The organism is Bradyrhizobium barranii subsp. apii (assembly GCF_011516635.5).
Taxonomy (GTDB): Bacteria; Pseudomonadota; Alphaproteobacteria; order Rhizobiales; family Xanthobacteraceae; genus Bradyrhizobium; species Bradyrhizobium barranii.
Window position 1 is genome coordinate 218,084 of record NZ_CP096255.1, and the last position, 16,116, is coordinate 234,199.

The 16,116-nt window shown below is 65.7% G+C and carries 12 protein-coding genes and 1 pseudogene; 3 read left to right on the top strand and 10 right to left on the bottom strand.

All coding sequences use genetic code 11. The features are described 5' to 3' along the window. The first annotated feature begins 239 nt into the window (after nucleotides 1–239). The 3 genes from addB to trxA all read left to right on the top strand — a co-directional run bounded on the left by addB (nucleotide 240) and on the right by trxA (nucleotide 7,282). Nucleotides 240–3,386, top strand: coding sequence for a double-strand break repair protein AddB (gene addB, locus HAP41_RS01025; protein WP_166063850.1), 3,147 nt, complete (start codon nucleotides 240–242; stop codon nucleotides 3,384–3,386). After that, complete coding sequence (gene addA / locus HAP41_RS01030; protein WP_166063849.1) at nucleotides 3,380–6,892, top strand: double-strand break repair helicase AddA; 3,513 nt, start codon at nucleotides 3,380–3,382, stop codon at nucleotides 6,890–6,892. The genes addB and addA overlap by 7 nt, the downstream gene beginning before the upstream one ends. Before the next feature lie 69 nt (nucleotides 6,893–6,961). Continuing rightward, nucleotides 6,962–7,282: a thioredoxin gene (gene trxA / locus HAP41_RS01035; RefSeq protein ID WP_007598398.1), complete on the top strand. Its 321-nt coding sequence runs from the start codon at nucleotides 6,962–6,964 to the stop codon at nucleotides 7,280–7,282. A gap of 74 nt (nucleotides 7,283–7,356) precedes the next feature. Here the strand turns inward: trxA and HAP41_RS01040 are convergent, their stop codons facing one another. From HAP41_RS01040 to sppA, 10 genes and pseudogenes are all read right to left on the bottom strand, one after another. Beyond that, on the bottom strand, nucleotides 7,357–7,785 hold the full coding sequence (locus HAP41_RS01040) for an SRPBCC family protein (protein ID WP_166063848.1): 429 nt from the start codon (nucleotides 7,783–7,785) through the stop codon (nucleotides 7,357–7,359). A 79-nt stretch (nucleotides 7,786–7,864) separates the two neighbouring features. Then, the gene (locus HAP41_RS01045) at nucleotides 7,865–8,605 is read right to left on the bottom strand and encodes a metallophosphoesterase family protein (protein WP_166063847.1); all 741 of its coding nucleotides are present in this window, start codon (nucleotides 8,603–8,605) and stop codon (nucleotides 7,865–7,867) included. A 160-nt stretch (nucleotides 8,606–8,765) separates the two neighbouring features. Next, complete coding sequence (locus tag HAP41_RS01050; RefSeq protein ID WP_166063846.1) at nucleotides 8,766–10,109, bottom strand: bifunctional folylpolyglutamate synthase/dihydrofolate synthase; 1,344 nt, start codon at nucleotides 10,107–10,109, stop codon at nucleotides 8,766–8,768. Then, nucleotides 10,106–11,047 (bottom strand): acetyl-CoA carboxylase, carboxyltransferase subunit beta, encoded by a 942-nt coding sequence (accD, locus tag HAP41_RS01055; RefSeq protein ID WP_028149802.1) that lies wholly within the window; start codon nucleotides 11,045–11,047, stop codon nucleotides 10,106–10,108. The genes HAP41_RS01050 and accD overlap by 4 nt, the downstream gene beginning before the upstream one ends. Nucleotides 11,048–11,159: 112 nt before the next feature. Continuing rightward, the gene (gene trpA / locus HAP41_RS01060) at nucleotides 11,160–11,996 is read right to left on the bottom strand and encodes a tryptophan synthase subunit alpha (protein WP_166063845.1); all 837 of its coding nucleotides are present in this window, start codon (nucleotides 11,994–11,996) and stop codon (nucleotides 11,160–11,162) included. Further along, the gene (gene trpB, locus HAP41_RS01065) at nucleotides 11,993–13,210 is read right to left on the bottom strand and encodes a tryptophan synthase subunit beta (RefSeq protein ID WP_208068521.1); all 1,218 of its coding nucleotides are present in this window, start codon (nucleotides 13,208–13,210) and stop codon (nucleotides 11,993–11,995) included. The genes trpA and trpB overlap by 4 nt, the downstream gene beginning before the upstream one ends. A gap of 81 nt (nucleotides 13,211–13,291) precedes the next feature. After that, nucleotides 13,292–13,879, bottom strand: a pseudogene (locus HAP41_RS01070) (phosphoribosylanthranilate isomerase); the annotation flags it as partial. Between the two features lie 66 nt (nucleotides 13,880–13,945). Beyond that, on the bottom strand, nucleotides 13,946–14,338 hold the full coding sequence (locus HAP41_RS01075) for a lipopolysaccharide assembly protein LapA domain-containing protein (RefSeq protein ID WP_071917042.1): 393 nt from the start codon (nucleotides 14,336–14,338) through the stop codon (nucleotides 13,946–13,948). 71 nt (nucleotides 14,339–14,409) lie between these two features. After that, nucleotides 14,410–14,715 (bottom strand): integration host factor subunit beta, encoded by a 306-nt coding sequence (locus HAP41_RS01080; protein ID WP_007598410.1) that lies wholly within the window; start codon nucleotides 14,713–14,715, stop codon nucleotides 14,410–14,412. A 164-nt stretch (nucleotides 14,716–14,879) separates the two neighbouring features. Then, nucleotides 14,880–15,860 (bottom strand): signal peptide peptidase SppA, encoded by a 981-nt coding sequence (sppA, locus tag HAP41_RS01085; protein ID WP_028149797.1) that lies wholly within the window; start codon nucleotides 15,858–15,860, stop codon nucleotides 14,880–14,882. Nucleotides 15,861–16,116 lie beyond the last annotated feature (256 nt).

A 16,116-nucleotide genomic window follows, 5' to 3' on the forward strand; every position in this document is an offset into this window, starting at 1 on the left:
GCTCTCGTGTCCGACGCGGTGCGGCGCGAAGTGCCGCTCCGCAGAGCCGGGACCCAGCTGGCTCACAAATTCGACCAAGCAGCATAGGCCCCGGTTCAGCAACGCGTCATTTCATGCCGCGTTGCGTCCGGGGGCACGAGAGCGGTGTAAAGCGAACAGCGGGGACTATCTCCCCTCCACCCATATCCATTTGAATCCGCCTCCCTATATTGGCGCCTGATTCCCGAATCAGGCAGCCCATGCGCGTTTTCAGCGTTCCCATCTCAGTTCCGTTCCTGCGCACGGTCGTCTCGAGCCTGCTCGACGGCCGGCTGGTCGACGGATTCGAGGCGCGCAAGGAACCGGCGCGGCTTGCGGATGCCACGCTGTACCTGCCGACAAGGCGCGCCATGCGCGTCGTGCGCGAGATCTTTCTCGACGAGATGGCCGCCGATGCGGTGGTCCTGCCCCGCATCGTCGCGCTCGGCGACATCGACGAGGACGAGCTCGCTTTCGCCGACGAGGGCGAGCAGTTCTCCGGCGCAGCGCCGCTCGACATTCCGCCGCGGCTTGGCGAGCTGGAACGGCGGCTGACGCTGGCGCAGCTCGTCGCCGCCTGGGCCAAGGGCCCGGTGCTGTCCCCGCTGGTGGTCGGCGGCCCCGCCTCGACGCTGGCGCTGGCCGGCGACCTCGCGCGCCTGATCGACGACATGGTGACGCGCGGCGTCGACTGGAGCGCGCTCGACGGCCTCGTGCCCGACATGCTCGACCGCTACTGGCAGCACTCGCTCGAATTTTTGCGGATCGCGCGCATCGCGTGGCCCGGCCATCTCGCCGAGATCAACCGGATCGAGCCCGCGGCGCGGCGCGACCTCCTGATCGCGGCGGAAGCCAGGCGGTTGACCGCGCATCCCCATGGCCCCGTGATCGCGGCGGGCTCGACCGGCTCGATGCCGGCCACCGCAAAATTCCTGCATGCGGTCGCATCGCTGCCGCATGGTGCCGTGGTGCTGCCCGGCCTCGACACCGACCTCGACGACGACGCCTGGCGCAGCATCGGCGGCGTGCGCGATTCGCTCGGCAAGTTCGCCGAGCATCCGGCGTCGAACCATCCGCAATATGCCATGCACGCGCTGCTGGATCGCTTCGGCATCAAGCGCGGCGATGTCGAGCTGCTTCAACCGGCAGCGGACGGCGGCCGCGATCTGCTCGCCTCCGAATCGATGCGGCCATCTGCCAAGACGGAAGTCTGGCACGACCGGCTGAAGCGACCGGATGTCGCAGCGAAGATCGCCGGCGGCATGTCAAACCTCGCGGTGGTCGAGGCGCCCAATCCCGAAATGGAGGCCCTCGCGATCGCCATTTCGATGCGCGAGGCGCGCCATCTCGACAAATCAGCGGCGCTGGTGACGCCGGACCGCGCGCTGGCGCGGCGGGTGATGGCCGCGCTCACGCGATGGGATCTCGCCTTCGACGATTCCGGCGGCGACGTGCTGATGGAAACGTCCGTCGGCGTTTTTGCGCGTCTGGCATCGGAAGCGGCGACCAAGGGATTGGAGCCGCCGACGCTGCTGGCGATGCTGAAGCATCCGCTGTGCCGGCTTGGCCGGCTGCCTGGCGCATGGAAGGCGGCGATCGAGGACCTTGAGCTTGCGGTCTTGCGCGGCACGCGGCCGCCTGCGGGCACCGCAGGCCTGCTGCGCGAATTCAATCGTTTCCGCGAGGAGCTGGCAAAGCTGTGGCGCAAGGAGGTCTCTGCGCTCCACCACGCGGAGCCACGTGCGCGTCTGAAGGCGGAGGACCTCGATCGCATCCAGGCGCTGATCGATGCCCTGCGACAAGCGTTGGCGCCGATCGAGAGTCTCGCGTCATCGAAACCGTACGACTTCGCCGAGCTCGCGCACCGGCACCGCGAGATCATGATCGAGCTCTCGCGCGACGAGCAGGGTATCCCTCTCGCCTTCGAGGAGCGCGAGGGCCTGGCGCTCGCAGCCGCCTTCGACGACCTGCTGCGCGGCGGCACCACCAGCGGGTTGATGGTGACGCTGCCTGACTATGCCGACGTTTTCCAGACCGCGTTCAGCGACCGGGCCGTGCGGCGGCGGGACAGACCCGGCGCGCGGCTGCAGATCTACGGTCCGCTGGAATCGCGCCTGATGCAGGCCGACCGGATCATCATCGGCGGCCTGATCGAAGGCGTCTGGCCGCCGGCGCCGCGCATCGATCCCTGGCTCAGCCGGCCGATGCGACACGAGCTTGGCCTCGATTTGCCGGAGCGCCGTATCGGCCTCTCCGCACACGACTTCGCGCAACTGCTCGGCGGCGACGAGGTGATCCTGACCCATTCCGCTAAGGCCGGCGGCGCACCGGCGGTTGCCTCGCGCTTCCTGCACCGGTTAGAGGCGGTCGCGGGCGACGAGCTCTGGAAGACGGCCATCCGCGCGGGCGAGAAATACGTGCAGTTTGCGGGCGCGCTGGACCAGCCCGACGAGGTCAAGCCGGTCAAGCAGCCCGAGCCGCGGCCGCCGCGCGCGACGCGGCCGCTCAAGATGTCGGTCACCGCGATCGAGGACTGGCTGCGTGATCCCTACACGATCTACGCGAAGCACATTTTGCGGCTCGACGCGCTCGACCCCGTCGACATGCCTCTGTCGGCCGCCGACCGCGGCTCGGCGATTCACGATGCGCTCGGCGAGTTCACGGAAAGCTACGCCACGCGCCTGCCCGACGATCCCGCCCGCGTGCTGCACGCGATCGGTAAGAAGTATTTTGAGCCACTGATGGAGCGCCCCGAAGCGCGGGCGCTGTGGTGGCCGCGCTTCCAGCGCATCGCGCGCTGGTTCGGCGAATGGGAGACGGCACGCCGCGACGTGATCGAGGTCATCACGGCGGAGACGCGTGGCGAGATCTCGATCCAGCTCGACCACGACCGCAGCTTCCAGCTCTCCGCCCGCGCCGACCGCATCGAGCGGCGCCAGGGCGGCGGTTACGCCATTCTCGACTACAAGACCGGCCAGCCGCCGAGCGACAAGCAGGTCCGTTTGGGCCTGTCACCGCAGCTTACGCTGGAGGCCGCGATCCTGCGCGAAGGCGGCTTTCCCCACATCGACGCCGGATCGTCGGTCAGCCAGCTAATCTATGTGCGCCTGAGCGGCAATAGTCCGCCGGGCGAGGAGCGCGTACTCCAGCTCAAAGTTAACAAAGGTGACGAGCCAATTCCGCCGGACACGGCGGCCGCGGAAGCCAGGGCCAAGCTGGAAGCGCTGATCCGCGCCTTCGACGACGAAAACCAACCTTACACCTCGCTGAACCTGCCGATGTGGACCAACCGCTACGGCACTTATGACGACCTCGCCCGGATCAAGGAATGGTCCGCGGCCGGCGGCCTGGGGATCGAGGAATGGTGAAGCTGCCGCGTCCCATTCCCGACGAGGTGCGTGCGCGGCAGGCGCGCGCGTCCGATCCGACTGCGTCGGCCTTCGTGTCGGCCAATGCCGGCTCGGGCAAGACCCATGTGCTGGCGCAGCGCGTGATCCGCCTGCTGCTGTCGGGCGTGCCGCCGGAAAAGATCCTCTGCATCACCTTCACCAAGGCCGCCGCCGCGAACATGGCCGAGCGCGTGTTCACGACGCTGGGACATTGGGTGACGCTTGACGATACCGGGCTCGATGCCGCGATCCGCGCGGTCGGCATCCCGCATCCGAGTGCAAAAATGCGCCGCGAAGCGCGAAAACTGTTTGCCTGCGCGCTGGAGACGCCTGGCGGATTGAAGGTGCAGACCATTCACGCGCTGTGCACCCGGCTGCTCCAGCAATTCCCGTTCGAGGCCAATGTGCCCGCGCGCTTTTCCGTCATCGACGAGCGCGACCAGACCGACATGATGGAGCGCGCCAATCTGAAGGTGCTGCTGGAAGCCGCGCGCGATCCGGAGACGGTCACCGGCCGCGCGCTTTTGACGGCGATGGCAAGTGCCGCCGACGCCACGTTCAAAGAGGTCGTGCGCGAGGCTTGTCTCAGCCGCGACCATTTCATGGCCTGGACCGATGAAGCCGGCAACGCCGGGGCGGCGGCCGAGCAGATGGCGGCCGTGCTGGGCGTGACCGCGAGCGACCGCATCGAGGACGTCGAGATAGAGATTCTCGACGGTCCATATTTGCCGCGCGCGCGCTGGGACGACATCGCATTCGCGCTCGACGATGGGAACAAGACTGAAAGAGACCAAGCCGATTGCTTACGGTCAGCAAAGGTGTTCTCGGGGAGTGCGCAAGTTGATGTCTACCTTGGCGTTTTCCTGACTGATGACAAGAAGCAACCCCGCAAGACGTTGTTGACCAAGCAATTTTGCAAGGATCATCCATCCGTCGCTCATCTGTTCGATAATGAGGCGCAGCGGCTCGAACCGCTGATCGAGAAGCGCCGCTCACTGACCGTGCGCGATCGCAGCTCGGCCCTGCTGCACATCGCGACTGCCGCTGCCGCAAACTACCGCCGCGAGAAGCAGGAGCGCGGGCTGCTCGACTACGACGACCTCATCGACAAGACGCTGGCGATGCTGAACCGCGTCTCGTCGGGCTGGGTACACTACAAGCTCGATCGCGGCGTCGATCACGTGCTGATCGACGAGGCCCAGGATACCAGCCCGCGGCAGTGGGACATCGTCGCGCACATCATTTCGGAGTTCACCGCCGGCGAAGGCGCGCGTGAAGGGTTGAACCGCACCGTCTTTGCCGTCGGCGACGAAAAGCAGTCGATCTTCTCCTTTCAGGGTGCCCAGCCCCGAGAATTCGACGCACGCCGGCGCGAGCTGCACCGCAAGTTCACCGCCGCCGGGCTGAAATTCGATCCGGTCGCCTTCACCTATTCGTTCCGCTCGGGCGCGGCGATCCTGCACTCGGTCGACCACGTCTTCCGCGAGCCCCAGATCTACAAGAGCATCCATTCGGTCGAGATCGGCCATCCCCTGCACAATGCGCTCGCCGATGCGGGCCCGAGCGTGATCGAGCTGTGGGATCTCGCCGAGCCCGATGACAGGCAGGAGATCGAGGGCTGGCGCGCGCCGTTCGATGGCGTCGCCGCCACCAGCCCCGAGGTGAAGCTCGCCCGCCGCATCCAGACCGAGATCAAGCAACTGGTCGAGAGCGGCACGCTGACGGGACACGAAGGCGAGCGCCGGCCCTTACGTTATGGCGATATGCTGATCCTGGTGCGCCGGCGCGGCAATGCGTTCGACGCCGTGATCCAGGCATTGAAGCACGCCAATGTTCCGGTCGCCGGCGCCGACCGGCTGAAGCTGACCGAGCACATCGCGATCATCGACCTGATGAATCTTTCGGACGCGCTACTGCTGCCGCAGGACGATCTCGCGCTCGCGGTTGCGCTGAAGAGCCCTCTGTTCGGGCTCGATGACGACGACCTGTTTCAGCTCGCCTGGGGCCGCAAGGGGTCGCTGCGCCGCGCGCTTGCCGAACATGCCGCCACAAGCGAGACGTTCGCCACGGCACTGCGGCGGCTTGAAGCCTGCGAGGCGCGGTCGCGCGACGAGACTCCGTTCGCCTTCTACGCCTGGCTGCTCGGCGGCGACGGCGGACGCGCGCGGATCCTGCGCCGGCTCGGGCATGAGGCCAACGACGCGCTCGACGAGTTCCTGGAGCTGGCGCTGAATTACGAGCGCAAGGCACCGGCCTCGCTGCAGGGTTTCATGGCCTGGCTGCGCTCGGCCGACACCGAGGTGAAGCGCGACATGGAGATCTCGCGCGACGAGGTGCGGGTGATGACGGTGCACGGCGCCAAGGGCCTGGAAGCCTCCGTCGTGTTCATGGTCGACACGACATCATCGCCCGCGGATTCGCAGCGGGTCCGGCTGATCCACGTGCCGCACGGCAATGGCAGCGAGGTCGTGGTCTGGGCCGGGCGCAAGGCCGATGATCCCAAGCCCGTCGCCGACGCACGCAAGGCCATGATCGAGGAGACCGAGGACGAGTATCGCCGCCTGCTCTATGTCGCGATGACGCGCGCGGCCGATCGGCTGATCGTCGGCGGCTGCATGCCCGGCAACATGAAGACGGTCCGCAAGCTGAGCTGGTATGACCTCATCGACACCGGGCTCACCGGCTCGGGCCTGGACAAGCAGACGATCGAGACGCCGCTCGGCAAGGTGACCCGATTCGCCCGGCCGGAGGATGTCGGGGCGCTCGGCACGCCTGCGATGTCGGTGGATCAATCGATCGCATTGCCGGACTGGCTGCGGACGCCGTTACCGCACGAGAGCGTCGATGACGATCCAGTGCGCCCCTCCGGCCAGTCGGCCGAGGACGGCCGTAGCGTGCGGTCAGGCGAATCGGTGCAGTCGCGCGCGGTGGCGCTGCAGCGCGGCACGCTGGTGCACCGGCTGCTGCAATCCCTCCCCGACATCGCCCCCGAGCGCCGGCGCGAGGCCGCGCTTGGCTTCATGGCGCGCAACGCGCCCGACTGGACGGAGGCCGACCGGACCGCGCTGGCCGACAAGGTTCTCGCCCTGATCGCCGAACCACGCTTTGCCCCGGTGTTTGCCGCCGGCAGCCGTGCCGAGGTCTCGATCATCGGCCGATTGGACCGGCCGGGGCGGCCGCCAGCGCTGGTGTCGGGGCAGATTGACCGGCTGGTCGTCCGTCCGGACGAGGTTCTGATCGTCGATTTCAAGACCAATCAGGCGGCGCCCAAGAGCGCCGCGGAGGCGCCCGCCGCCTATGTCCGGCAGCTCGCGCTGTACCGGGCGGTGCTGGCCCGGCTTTATCCCCAAAAGCCGATCCGGGCCGTTCTGCTCTGGACCGAGGCCCTTGAATATATGGAGATTTCAGCCCCCGCGCTGGACGCGGCGCTGGCATCCCTTCATGTCGGCGTGAGCGTCCTTGACCCGGCAAGGAGCCGTTCATAGGTTGACGCCATGATCCCGGGCGCGATTCCACGTCGCGCCGATTCTCTTTCAACCGTACGAGGTGCTCCAATGGCCGTTGGCAAGGTTTCCGATACCGATTTCGAAGCCGAAGTGCTCAAGGCGAACGGCCCTGTGGTCGTCGATTTCTGGGCCGAATGGTGCGGCCCCTGCCGCATGATCGCACCCGCCCTCGACGAGATCGCCGGCGCGATGGGCGACAAGGTCAAGATCGTCAAGCTCAACGTCGACGAGAGCCCGAAGACCGCGTCCAAGTATGGCGTGATGTCGATCCCGACGCTGATGATCTTCAAGGGCGGCGAGATGGCCTCCCGTCAGGTCGGCGCGGCGCCGAAGGCAAAGCTTCAGCAGTGGATCACGTCGGCGGTCTGATCCGCGGCGCTCATAACTGAGAATTCTTCAACGGCCGGCAACACGCCGGCCGTTTTATTTTTGCTCGACGGCAATCACGCCGATCTCGTTTCGGCGAGTTTGGCGAGACTGGCGAGAACATCGGGAAAGTCCGACGCGACGGCCGGACCAATCTCGGACGCTTGCGGCCCTCGCGCGTCAACGGCGTAAGCGATGCGCGTGCGTCCTGCCCCAAGGGATTCGATGCGATGGGCGACCTTGATGACGAGATCGCCGACCCGCGTTTCGTCGATGAAGCACGCGTTCTCGCGGACCTCGATCAGCTGCGAGCGCAGCGCCTCCTCGCCGGGAGGCTTCATCGTGAACCAGGTCCCGGCCGCAAATGGCCCGTCAATGTCGATCTGCTCGATACCTGCGTTCCAGGTTTTCCAACCCGGCACATCGCGGAAGATGCTCCAGATCGTCTCCGGGGCTGCCGATGTCTCGACCGCGTATTCGCTCCGCCAGACATTGTCGTCGTTCATCGCACGCTGCCCTCTTTGATAGGTACGCTCATAATAAGCGCGCCTATTAAGGAGTCGAGGCAACCGGGACGAAGTGCCCCTATCCGATCCACCCCGTCGCCAATGCATTCGCCAGCTCCGGCTGGCCATTGTGGCGCGCGAGTGCAGCCATCGCCTCGTGGTCATATGCGACGTGCCGGAACGTCACCTGCCATGCACTCCCGACAAGTTCGAGGATCGCGTAGCGCGCGTGCGGCGTGCCGGCTTCGACGACATGCGGGAACGGATGCACGTCGCGATAGCCGAGGCTGCCGACGCTGCCGGGATTGATGATCAGCCGGCCGTCGCGCAGCCGCACCGCGCGGGCAAGATGGGTGTGGGCGCAGAGGATCAGCGATTGCGTGACGCCTTGCACGAACTGCTCGATGCGGTCGAGCGGCGATAGCGCAACGGTGCCGTCGGGATGCACGGTATCGAGCCAATAGACTTCATCGTCATCGGGCGTCGCGTGACAGAGGAAGACCTGCTCGCGAAACACCCGCGTCATCGGCTGCGCGCGCAACCAGTCGAGCTGGGCGGCATTGAGCGCTTCGTAGGCGGGATGGTCCCACGAGCCCATCTTTTCCGGCGGGCGGTCGAGCAGGTAGCGGTCGTGATTGCCGAGCACGTGCACGGCGTCGAGCTGCATCAGGATCTCGATGGTCCGGCCGGCATCGAGCGGGCCGCTCAGCATGTCGCCGAGATTGACGATGTCGGCGATGCCCTGCGCGCGGATGTCGGCAAGCACCGCCTCCAGCGCGAGATGGTTCCCGTGAACGTCGGCGATCGCGGCAAAGCGCATTGGTAGTCTCTCTTTCGTGCCCCGGACGCAGCGCAACGCTTCCCTCGCGATGCGAAGCATCGTCGAGTACGGTGCGCCGCAGAGCCGGGGCCCATGTGGCCTCTGGGTCCCGGCTCTGCGCAGCAACGCTTACGCGTTGCAGCGCGTCCGGGACAAGAGACTATGCAGGAGGCGTGCCGTTGATGCCCAGCACGTGGCCGGCAAGATAAAGCGAGCCGGTGATCAGGATGCGCGGTGGCACCTCGTAGGCGAGCTTCGCCAAGCCGCGCAGCGCGGCTTCGATGCCGGGCGCGGTCTCGACGCGCATGCCGAGGCTGCGCGCGGCATCCGCGAGGCGGTCGACCGGCATTGCATTTTCGGTGTCGGGGATCGGCACCGCGATGATATGACGGGTCAGGCCGGCGAAATTGGCGAGAAAACCTTGCGCGTCCTTGTTGGCCATCATGCCCGCGATCACGACCAGCGGCCGCGAGACCCGCTCTTCGAGATCGCCGAGCGCGGCTGCTGCAACGCGCCCGCCTTCGGCATTGTGGCCGCCGTCGAGCCAGATCTCCGAGCCCTGCGGTCCGAGCGCGAGCAGCTCGCCCGAGGTGATGCGCTGCATCCGCGCCGGCCATTCGGCGCCGACGATGCCTGCCTCGAAGGCCGCCTGATTGATCTTGAAAGCCGGAATCGCGCGCAGCGTCGCTATCGCAAGGCCGGCATTGTCGAACTGGTGACGGCCGAACAGGCGCGGCGCCGCCAGATCCATCAGGCCGCGATCGTCGGAATAGACCAGGCGTCCATGCTCGACATTGACGTGCCAGCTTTCGTTCGCGGCGAACAGCGGCGCGCGCATGCGCCTGGCCTGCGCCTCGATCACGGCCACCGCTTCGCCCGTCTGCTCGGCGCAAATCACGGGCACGCCGCGCTTGATGATCGCCGCCTTCTCGCCGGCGATGGAGGTCAGCGTATCGCCGAGGAAATCCATGTGGTCCATGCTGATGGGCGTAATCACGCAGGCTGCCGGTGTGTCGACCACATTGGTCGAATCGAGCCGACCGCCGAGGCCGACCTCGAGCAGCACGACATCGGCAGGGTTCTGCGCGAACAGATGGAAGGCAGCCGCGGTCTTCAGCTCGAACACGGTCGCGGCTTCGCCGGCATTGACCCGCTCGACCTCTTCCAGCGCCGCGCGCAATTCATCGTCGCCGACGAGCACCCCGCCGCCGACACGGCCCAGACGAAAACATTCGTTGATGCGGACGAGATAGGGCGAGGTGTAGGCGTGGACGCGCAGGCCGGCGGCCTCCAGCGTCGCGCGCAGATAAGCGAGCGTCGAGCCCTTGCCGTTGGTGCCGGCGATGTGGATCACCGGCGGTAGCTTGCGTTCAGGGTGGTCGAGCCGCTCAAGCAGCCGGTGCATCCGCTCGAGCCCGAGATCGATGCGCTTCTGATGCAGGGCCGACAGCCGCCCGATCAATTCACCGAGCGGCGGCTTTGCGCTGTCAGAGGACGCGTTCACGCGTGCGGCGCGGCCGGCGCCGTCTCGGCGGCCGAGACGATCTGCGCCGGACTGACGACCGGCTGCACCGATTTCGATGCGCCTTCCTGCGCCGGCGCCTTGGTCAGCAGGCGGCAGAGCCGCGCCAGGGTCGGGCGCAGTTCGTGACGATGCACGACCATGTCGACCATGCCGTGATCCTTCAGATATTCGGCACGCTGGAAGCCTTCCGGCAATTTCTCGCGGATGGTCTGCTCGATCACGCGCGCGCCGGCGAAACCGATCAGCGCGCCGGGCTCGGCGATCTGCACGTCACCCAACATCGCGTAGGACGCGGTGACGCCGCCGGTGGTCGGGTTGGTCAGCACGACGATGTAAGGCTGTTTTGCTTCACGCAGCATCTGCACGGCAACCGTGGTGCGCGGCATCTGCATCAGCGACAGGATGCCTTCCTGCATGCGCGCGCCGCCGGATGCGGCGAACACGATGAAGGGCGACTTCTTCTCGACCGCGAGCTCCAGCCCGCGCACGATGGCTTCGCCCGCAGCCATGCCGAGCGAGCCGCCCATGAAATCGAAATCCTGCACGGCGACGACGACGGCGGCGCCTTCGAGCTTGCCATAGCCGACCTTGATCGCGTCGTTCAGATTGGTGCGCGCGCGGGCATCCTTGATGCGGTCGACGTACTTTTTCTCGTCACGGAACTTGAGTGGATCGGGCGTGACGTCGGGCAGCGCAACGTCGTACCAGGTCTCGTTGTCGAAGATCGACTTCAGACGCGCCACCGCGCCCATGCGCATGTGGTAGTTCGAGCCGGGGATGACGAACTGGTTGGCCTCGACGTCCTTGTAGAACACGAGCTGTCCGGAATCCGGGCACTTGATCCACAGATTCTCCGGCGTCTCCCGCCGCAGCATGTTGCGGATCTTCGGCCGGACCACATTGGTAAGCCAGTTCATGGTTTGCTCCGATGTGCGGGCCCCGCGGAAGGGCCGCCTGAAGGATATATGGCGGGCGGGCCTCTGCCCGGCAAGCCGCCGTGTTCGCCCGCCCCCAAAGCGGAATTATGGCCTATTCGGCCGCAGCTTTCGCGCCCTTGACACCCTGGGCCAGGGCCGCCGTCAGCTCGGCCACGGCGTTAACGGTTTTGGCGGTCGCGCGACCCTCGGCATCGAGGCTGTTCTTGAGTGCATCGACCAGTGCCGTGCCGACCACCGAACCATCGGCCTTCTCGGCAATGGCGCGCGCCGCCTCTGGCGTGCGGATGCCAAAACCAACGCAGATCGGCAGCTTGGTATGCCGCTTGATGCGCGCGACAGCTTCACCGACGGCATTCGCGTCCGCCGCCGCGGCACCGGTAATGCCGGCGATAGAGACGTAGTAGACAAAGCCTGATGTGTTCGCGAGCACCGCGGGCAGGCGCTTGTCGTCGGTGGTCGGGGTCGCGAGGCGAATGAAGTTCAGGCCCGCCTTCAGCGCGGGAATGCAGAGCTCGTCGTCTTCCTCCGGCGGCAAATCGACGATGATCAGGCCGTCAACGCCAGCCGTCTTGGCATCGGCCAAAAACTTGTCGACGCCGTAAATGTAGATCGGATTGTAATACCCCATCAGCACCAGCGGCGTGACGTTGTCGTCCTTGCGGAAGTCGCGCACCAGTTCCAGCGTCTTCTTCAACGTCATGCCGTTCTTGAGCGCGCGCAGACCTGCAGCCTGAATCGAGGGACCATCGGCCATCGGATCGGTGAAGGGAATGCCGAGTTCGATGACGTCGGCGCCTGCCTTGGGCAGCGCCTTGACGATATCGAGCGACGTCGCGAGATCGGGATCGCCGGCCATCACATAGGTGACGAAGGCCGAGCGGCCCGCTTTCTTCAGCTCGGCGAAACGGGTGTCGATACGCGTGGTCACTTGCTCTTGCCCCTCAGGATGTCGCCGACCTGCGGGACGTCCTTGTCGCCGCGGCCGGAGAGATTGACGACCATCAGGTGATCTCTCGGCCGCTTCGGCGCGAGCTCCATCACCTTGGCGATGGCATGCGCGGGCTCGAGCGCGGGGATGATGCCTTCCAGCCGCGACAGCAATTGGAATGCTGCGAGCGCCTCGTCGTCGGTCGCGGAGAGATAGTTGACGCGGCCGATCTCGTGCAGCCAGGAATGCTCGGGACCGATGCCGGGATAGTCGAGGCCGGCGGAGATCGAATGCGCGTCCTGGATCTGGCCGTCCGCATCCATCAAGAGATAGGTGCGGTTGCCGTGCAGCACGCCGGGACGACCGCCCGCGATCGAGGCCGCGTGCAGTTGCGTGAGCCCATGACCGGCGGCTTCGACGCCAAAAATTTCGACGGAGGGATCGTCGAGGAACGGATGGAACAGGCCCATCGCGTTCGAGCCGCCGCCGATGCAGGCGACCAGCGAATCCGGCAGGCGTCCCTCGACCTCCTGCATCTGCGTCTTGGTCTCGTTGCCGATGATCGACTGGAAGTCGCGCACCAGCGTCGGATAGGGATGCGGGCCCGCCACCGTGCCGATGCAATAGAACGTGTTGTGCACGTTGGTGACCCAGTCGCGCAGCGCCTCGTTCATGGCGTCCTTCAACGTGCGCGTGCCCGACTGCACCGGGACCACCGTTGCGCCCAGCATCTCCATGCGGATGACGTTGGGCTGCTGCCGCTCGACGTCGACGGCGCCCATATAGACCACGCATTCCAGGCCGAAACGCGCGCACAGCGTCGCGGTGGCAACGCCATGCTGGCCGGCGCCGGTCTCGGCGATGATGCGCTTCTTGCCCATGCGCCGTGCCAGCATGATCTGGCCGAGCACGTTGTTGACCTTGTGCGAGCCGGTGTGGTTGAGCTCCTCGCGCTTGAGGTAAATCTTGGCGCCGCCGAGCTGCTCGGTGAGGCGCTCGGCGAAATAGAGCGGCGAGGGCCGGCCGACATAGTTCTTGAGATAGCCGTTCATCTCGGCCTGGAACGCCGGATCGGCCTTGGCCGCGGTGTAGGCCTTCTCCAGATCCAGGATCAGCGGCATCAGGGTTTCGGCGACGAAGCGGCCGCCGAAAATGCCGAAGTGCCCGCGGTCATCGGGACCGCTGCGGTAGGAATTTGGTTTGGCGATGTTCATCGAACGCTCAACTCTTGTACTTGCATCTTGGGTGGCGCGCGCAGCGCGAATGAAGGCCTTGATCATCTCGGGATCCTTGACGCCGGAGGCGCTCTCGACACCGGAGGAAACGTCGACGCCGCCGGCGCCCGTGACCCGAAGGGCCTCGGCGACGTTGTGGGCATCAAGTCCGCCCGAGACCATATACGGCAGCTTGAGTTCCAGGTTTTCGAGCAGATGCCAATCGAAGGCGGCGCCGAGGCCGCCGGGACGTGTCGCGTCCTTTGGCGCACGCGCGTCGAACAGGATGCGATCGGCAACCTCTGTGTAGCCAGGCAGCACGGCGAGATCGGCGGCGGTTGCGACCGGCACCGCTTTCATCACCGGGCGGCCGAACCGCTGCTTGATGTCGCGCAGGCGCGCGACGCTCTCCTTGCCATGGAGCTGAAGGATATCCGGCGACAGCGCGTCCATGATGTTGTCGAGCGTGGCGTCATCGGCATCGACCGTGAGCGCGACCTTGAGCGCGCGCCGCTTCACCTGGCGGCCGAGGTCGCGGCCAAGCTCCAGAGAGACGTGCCGCGGCGACGGCGGAAAGAACACGAACCCCACCATGTCGGCGCCGGCATCGAGCGCTGTTTCGAGCGTCTCGCGCGTGGACAGGCCGCAGATTTTAACGAGCAGGGACATGGTCTCAAAGCAGGTGAAGGCCGCGGGTCTGCGGCCGGAAAACCGGGTTTTCGGTTGCGGCCGCTTCTACAACGTCGCGCGCTGCTTGTCTCGCCCGATGGGCCCGTAAAGGCCAACCCCGGAGGGAACGGGGAGGCGCTGGGGCTGGGGCTTCGCTGCGGCCGCCTGGGCCCGCAGATCGGCCAATTCGGTCCTGGCAGCCCGTGCCTCCGCATCATTCCGGCGCGCCGCGCGGCGCCAGCGCCGCTGGCCGAACCAGACAGCACAGCCGCCCGCGAGGACCCCGAGGGCCGCCACCAGGATGAGGAGCAGGAACAGCGGCAACGTCACCGAGAATGACGGGTCGTTCGTAATGAAGGGATCGAATGAGACCGTGACGAAATGCCGGTTGGCGACGGCAAAGGTCACCAGGATCAGGCCTAACGGAATCACGATCAGCGCGGTCAGGAACTTTCGCATCTCGCTTCGCTCGCCTTGAATCAAGCTTCCGGCCGCATCGCTCGCGACCGCGGAAAACCCTGACGCCGGTCTCAGTCTGGCGCGCCTGGATCCGGATGGTCGCGGTTCAGCCGTTCGCGCATTTCCTTGCCGGTCTTGAAGAACGGAACGCTCTTCTGATCGACGGGCACATGGGCGCCGGTACGCGGATTGCGCCCTGCGCGCGCAGGGCGATGCTTGACCGAGAAGGCACCGAAGCCGCGCAACTCGACGCGATCACCGCGCGCGAGAGCCGCTACGATCTCTTCGAGAATCGCATTCACAATGTTCTCGACATCCCGCTGGTACAGATGCGGGTTGTGCTCGGCGATACGCTGAACAAGTTCGGATTTGATCATCGAGAGATAGGACCAGGAAGCGTGCGGATGACCATTTCCGTGAAAATACTGTGATCTGTCAAGACGCTAAATGAAGGTTGGGCGTCGGGAAATTGCGTGACAAATGCCGAAAAAGCGGGCTGCCCCGCCAGACGGGAAAAGCCTCTGAAGCTCGCCCGGTTCCATCAATTTGACGCAGCCGGCTGCCACAGGGCCAGCATTCCATCCATTCCGAGCCGATCGACGGCCTGCGCGACGCCGGTTTGCCCGATCTGATGCGCAATCGAGCCTAAACCAAGCGCTTCCAGCGTGACGACAGCAGCCGTTTTAAGGAACGGCAGATCGCCAAAGCGGGGCTGGAGCTTGTAATCGCGGACGGTGAGGCCCTTCTTGACGCCCTTCTGCTCGACCAGCCAGGTCACGGCGGTCTTCTCGTCGCCGAGCTGATCGATCAGCTTGAGATCGATCGCCTGGCGTCCGGTGAAGACGCGGCCATCGGCGACTTTTTCGAGCTGCGTGTCATCCATGCCACGCCGCTCCTTCACCAATCCCTTGAACCAGGCATAGGAATCCTTCACCAGCGCATCGAGCGCGGCGCGTGCCTCGGGGCTGGTCGGCTCAAAACCGTTCGGCGCGGCCTTCAGCGGCGAGGATTTGACCTCCTCGACCTTCACACCGACGGTCTTCAGCAGCTCCGTGACGTTGGGAAACTGGAACAGCACGCCGATCGAACCGACCAGCGAGCTCTGCTGGGCAATGATGTGGTCGCTCGCAATCGCGGTGATGTAACCGCCGGACGCGGCGAGGCCTTCGACCACGACGACAAGCGGCTTCTTCGCCTTCAGCCTCACAAGCGAGTCGTAAAGCTGCTCGGAGCCGGCGGTGGTGCCACCCGGTGAGTTGATGTGAATGATGACGGCGGCGGCCTGCGAGTTCTCCAGTCGCTCCAGCGCCTGGGTGCGATCGGAGTCGCTGCGGATCAGGCCATCGATCTGGACCCGCGCGATCGAGCCGGCGGATGCGAACGTGCCGCGCGCACCGGGTGTTGCGATCAGCGCGAAGCCCGCAATCGCCGCGATCGCGATCAGCGCAGCCATCACGCGCCAGAACGTCAGCTTGCGACGAATCCTGCGGCGATCGACGATGATGTCCGAATCGAGCGACATCGGAATATCTCCAAATGAAAGGCTGGGCGCGTTGTGCCGTCACAGCGTGACCATTGGCTTATCTGGATACATCAATTGCGGCGTAATTTGATGAAAACAAGGCTGGCGTAGCCCGGATGGTAGCCAAGCACTCAGATGTCATCCCCGCCTAGTGCGCAATTGCGCACGGGCGCGGGGACCCATAACCACAAGAAGGAGTGTGACGCGAGGCGCCCACTCCGAGTCTTCGTCAAACCACTCCCTGTGGGTATAGGTC

Excerpts from the sequence above, each read along its gene's own strand:
- trxA (WP_007598398.1), top strand. The coding sequence starts at position 6,962 with ATGGCCGTTGGCAAGGTTTCCGATACCGATTTCGAAGCCGAAGTGCTC.
- trpB (WP_208068521.1), bottom strand. The coding sequence starts at position 13,210 with ATGAACATCGCCAAACCAAATTCCTACCGCAGCGGTCCCGATGACCGC.
- HAP41_RS01080 (WP_007598410.1), bottom strand. The coding sequence starts at position 14,715 with ATGATCAAATCCGAACTTGTTCAGCGTATCGCCGAGCACAACCCGCAT.
- accD (WP_028149802.1), bottom strand. The coding sequence starts at position 11,047 with ATGAACTGGCTTACCAATGTGGTCCGGCCGAAGATCCGCAACATGCTG.
- addA (WP_166063849.1), top strand. The coding sequence starts at position 3,380 with ATGGTGAAGCTGCCGCGTCCCATTCCCGACGAGGTGCGTGCGCGGCAG.
- addB (WP_166063850.1), top strand. The coding sequence starts at position 240 with ATGCGCGTTTTCAGCGTTCCCATCTCAGTTCCGTTCCTGCGCACGGTC.
- sppA (WP_028149797.1), bottom strand. The coding sequence starts at position 15,860 with ATGTCGCTCGATTCGGACATCATCGTCGATCGCCGCAGGATTCGTCGC.
- HAP41_RS01075 (WP_071917042.1), bottom strand. The coding sequence starts at position 14,338 with ATGCGAAAGTTCCTGACCGCGCTGATCGTGATTCCGTTAGGCCTGATC.
- HAP41_RS01040 (WP_166063848.1), bottom strand. The coding sequence starts at position 7,785 with ATGAACGACGACAATGTCTGGCGGAGCGAATACGCGGTCGAGACATCG.
- HAP41_RS01045 (WP_166063847.1), bottom strand. The coding sequence starts at position 8,605 with ATGCGCTTTGCCGCGATCGCCGACGTTCACGGGAACCATCTCGCGCTG.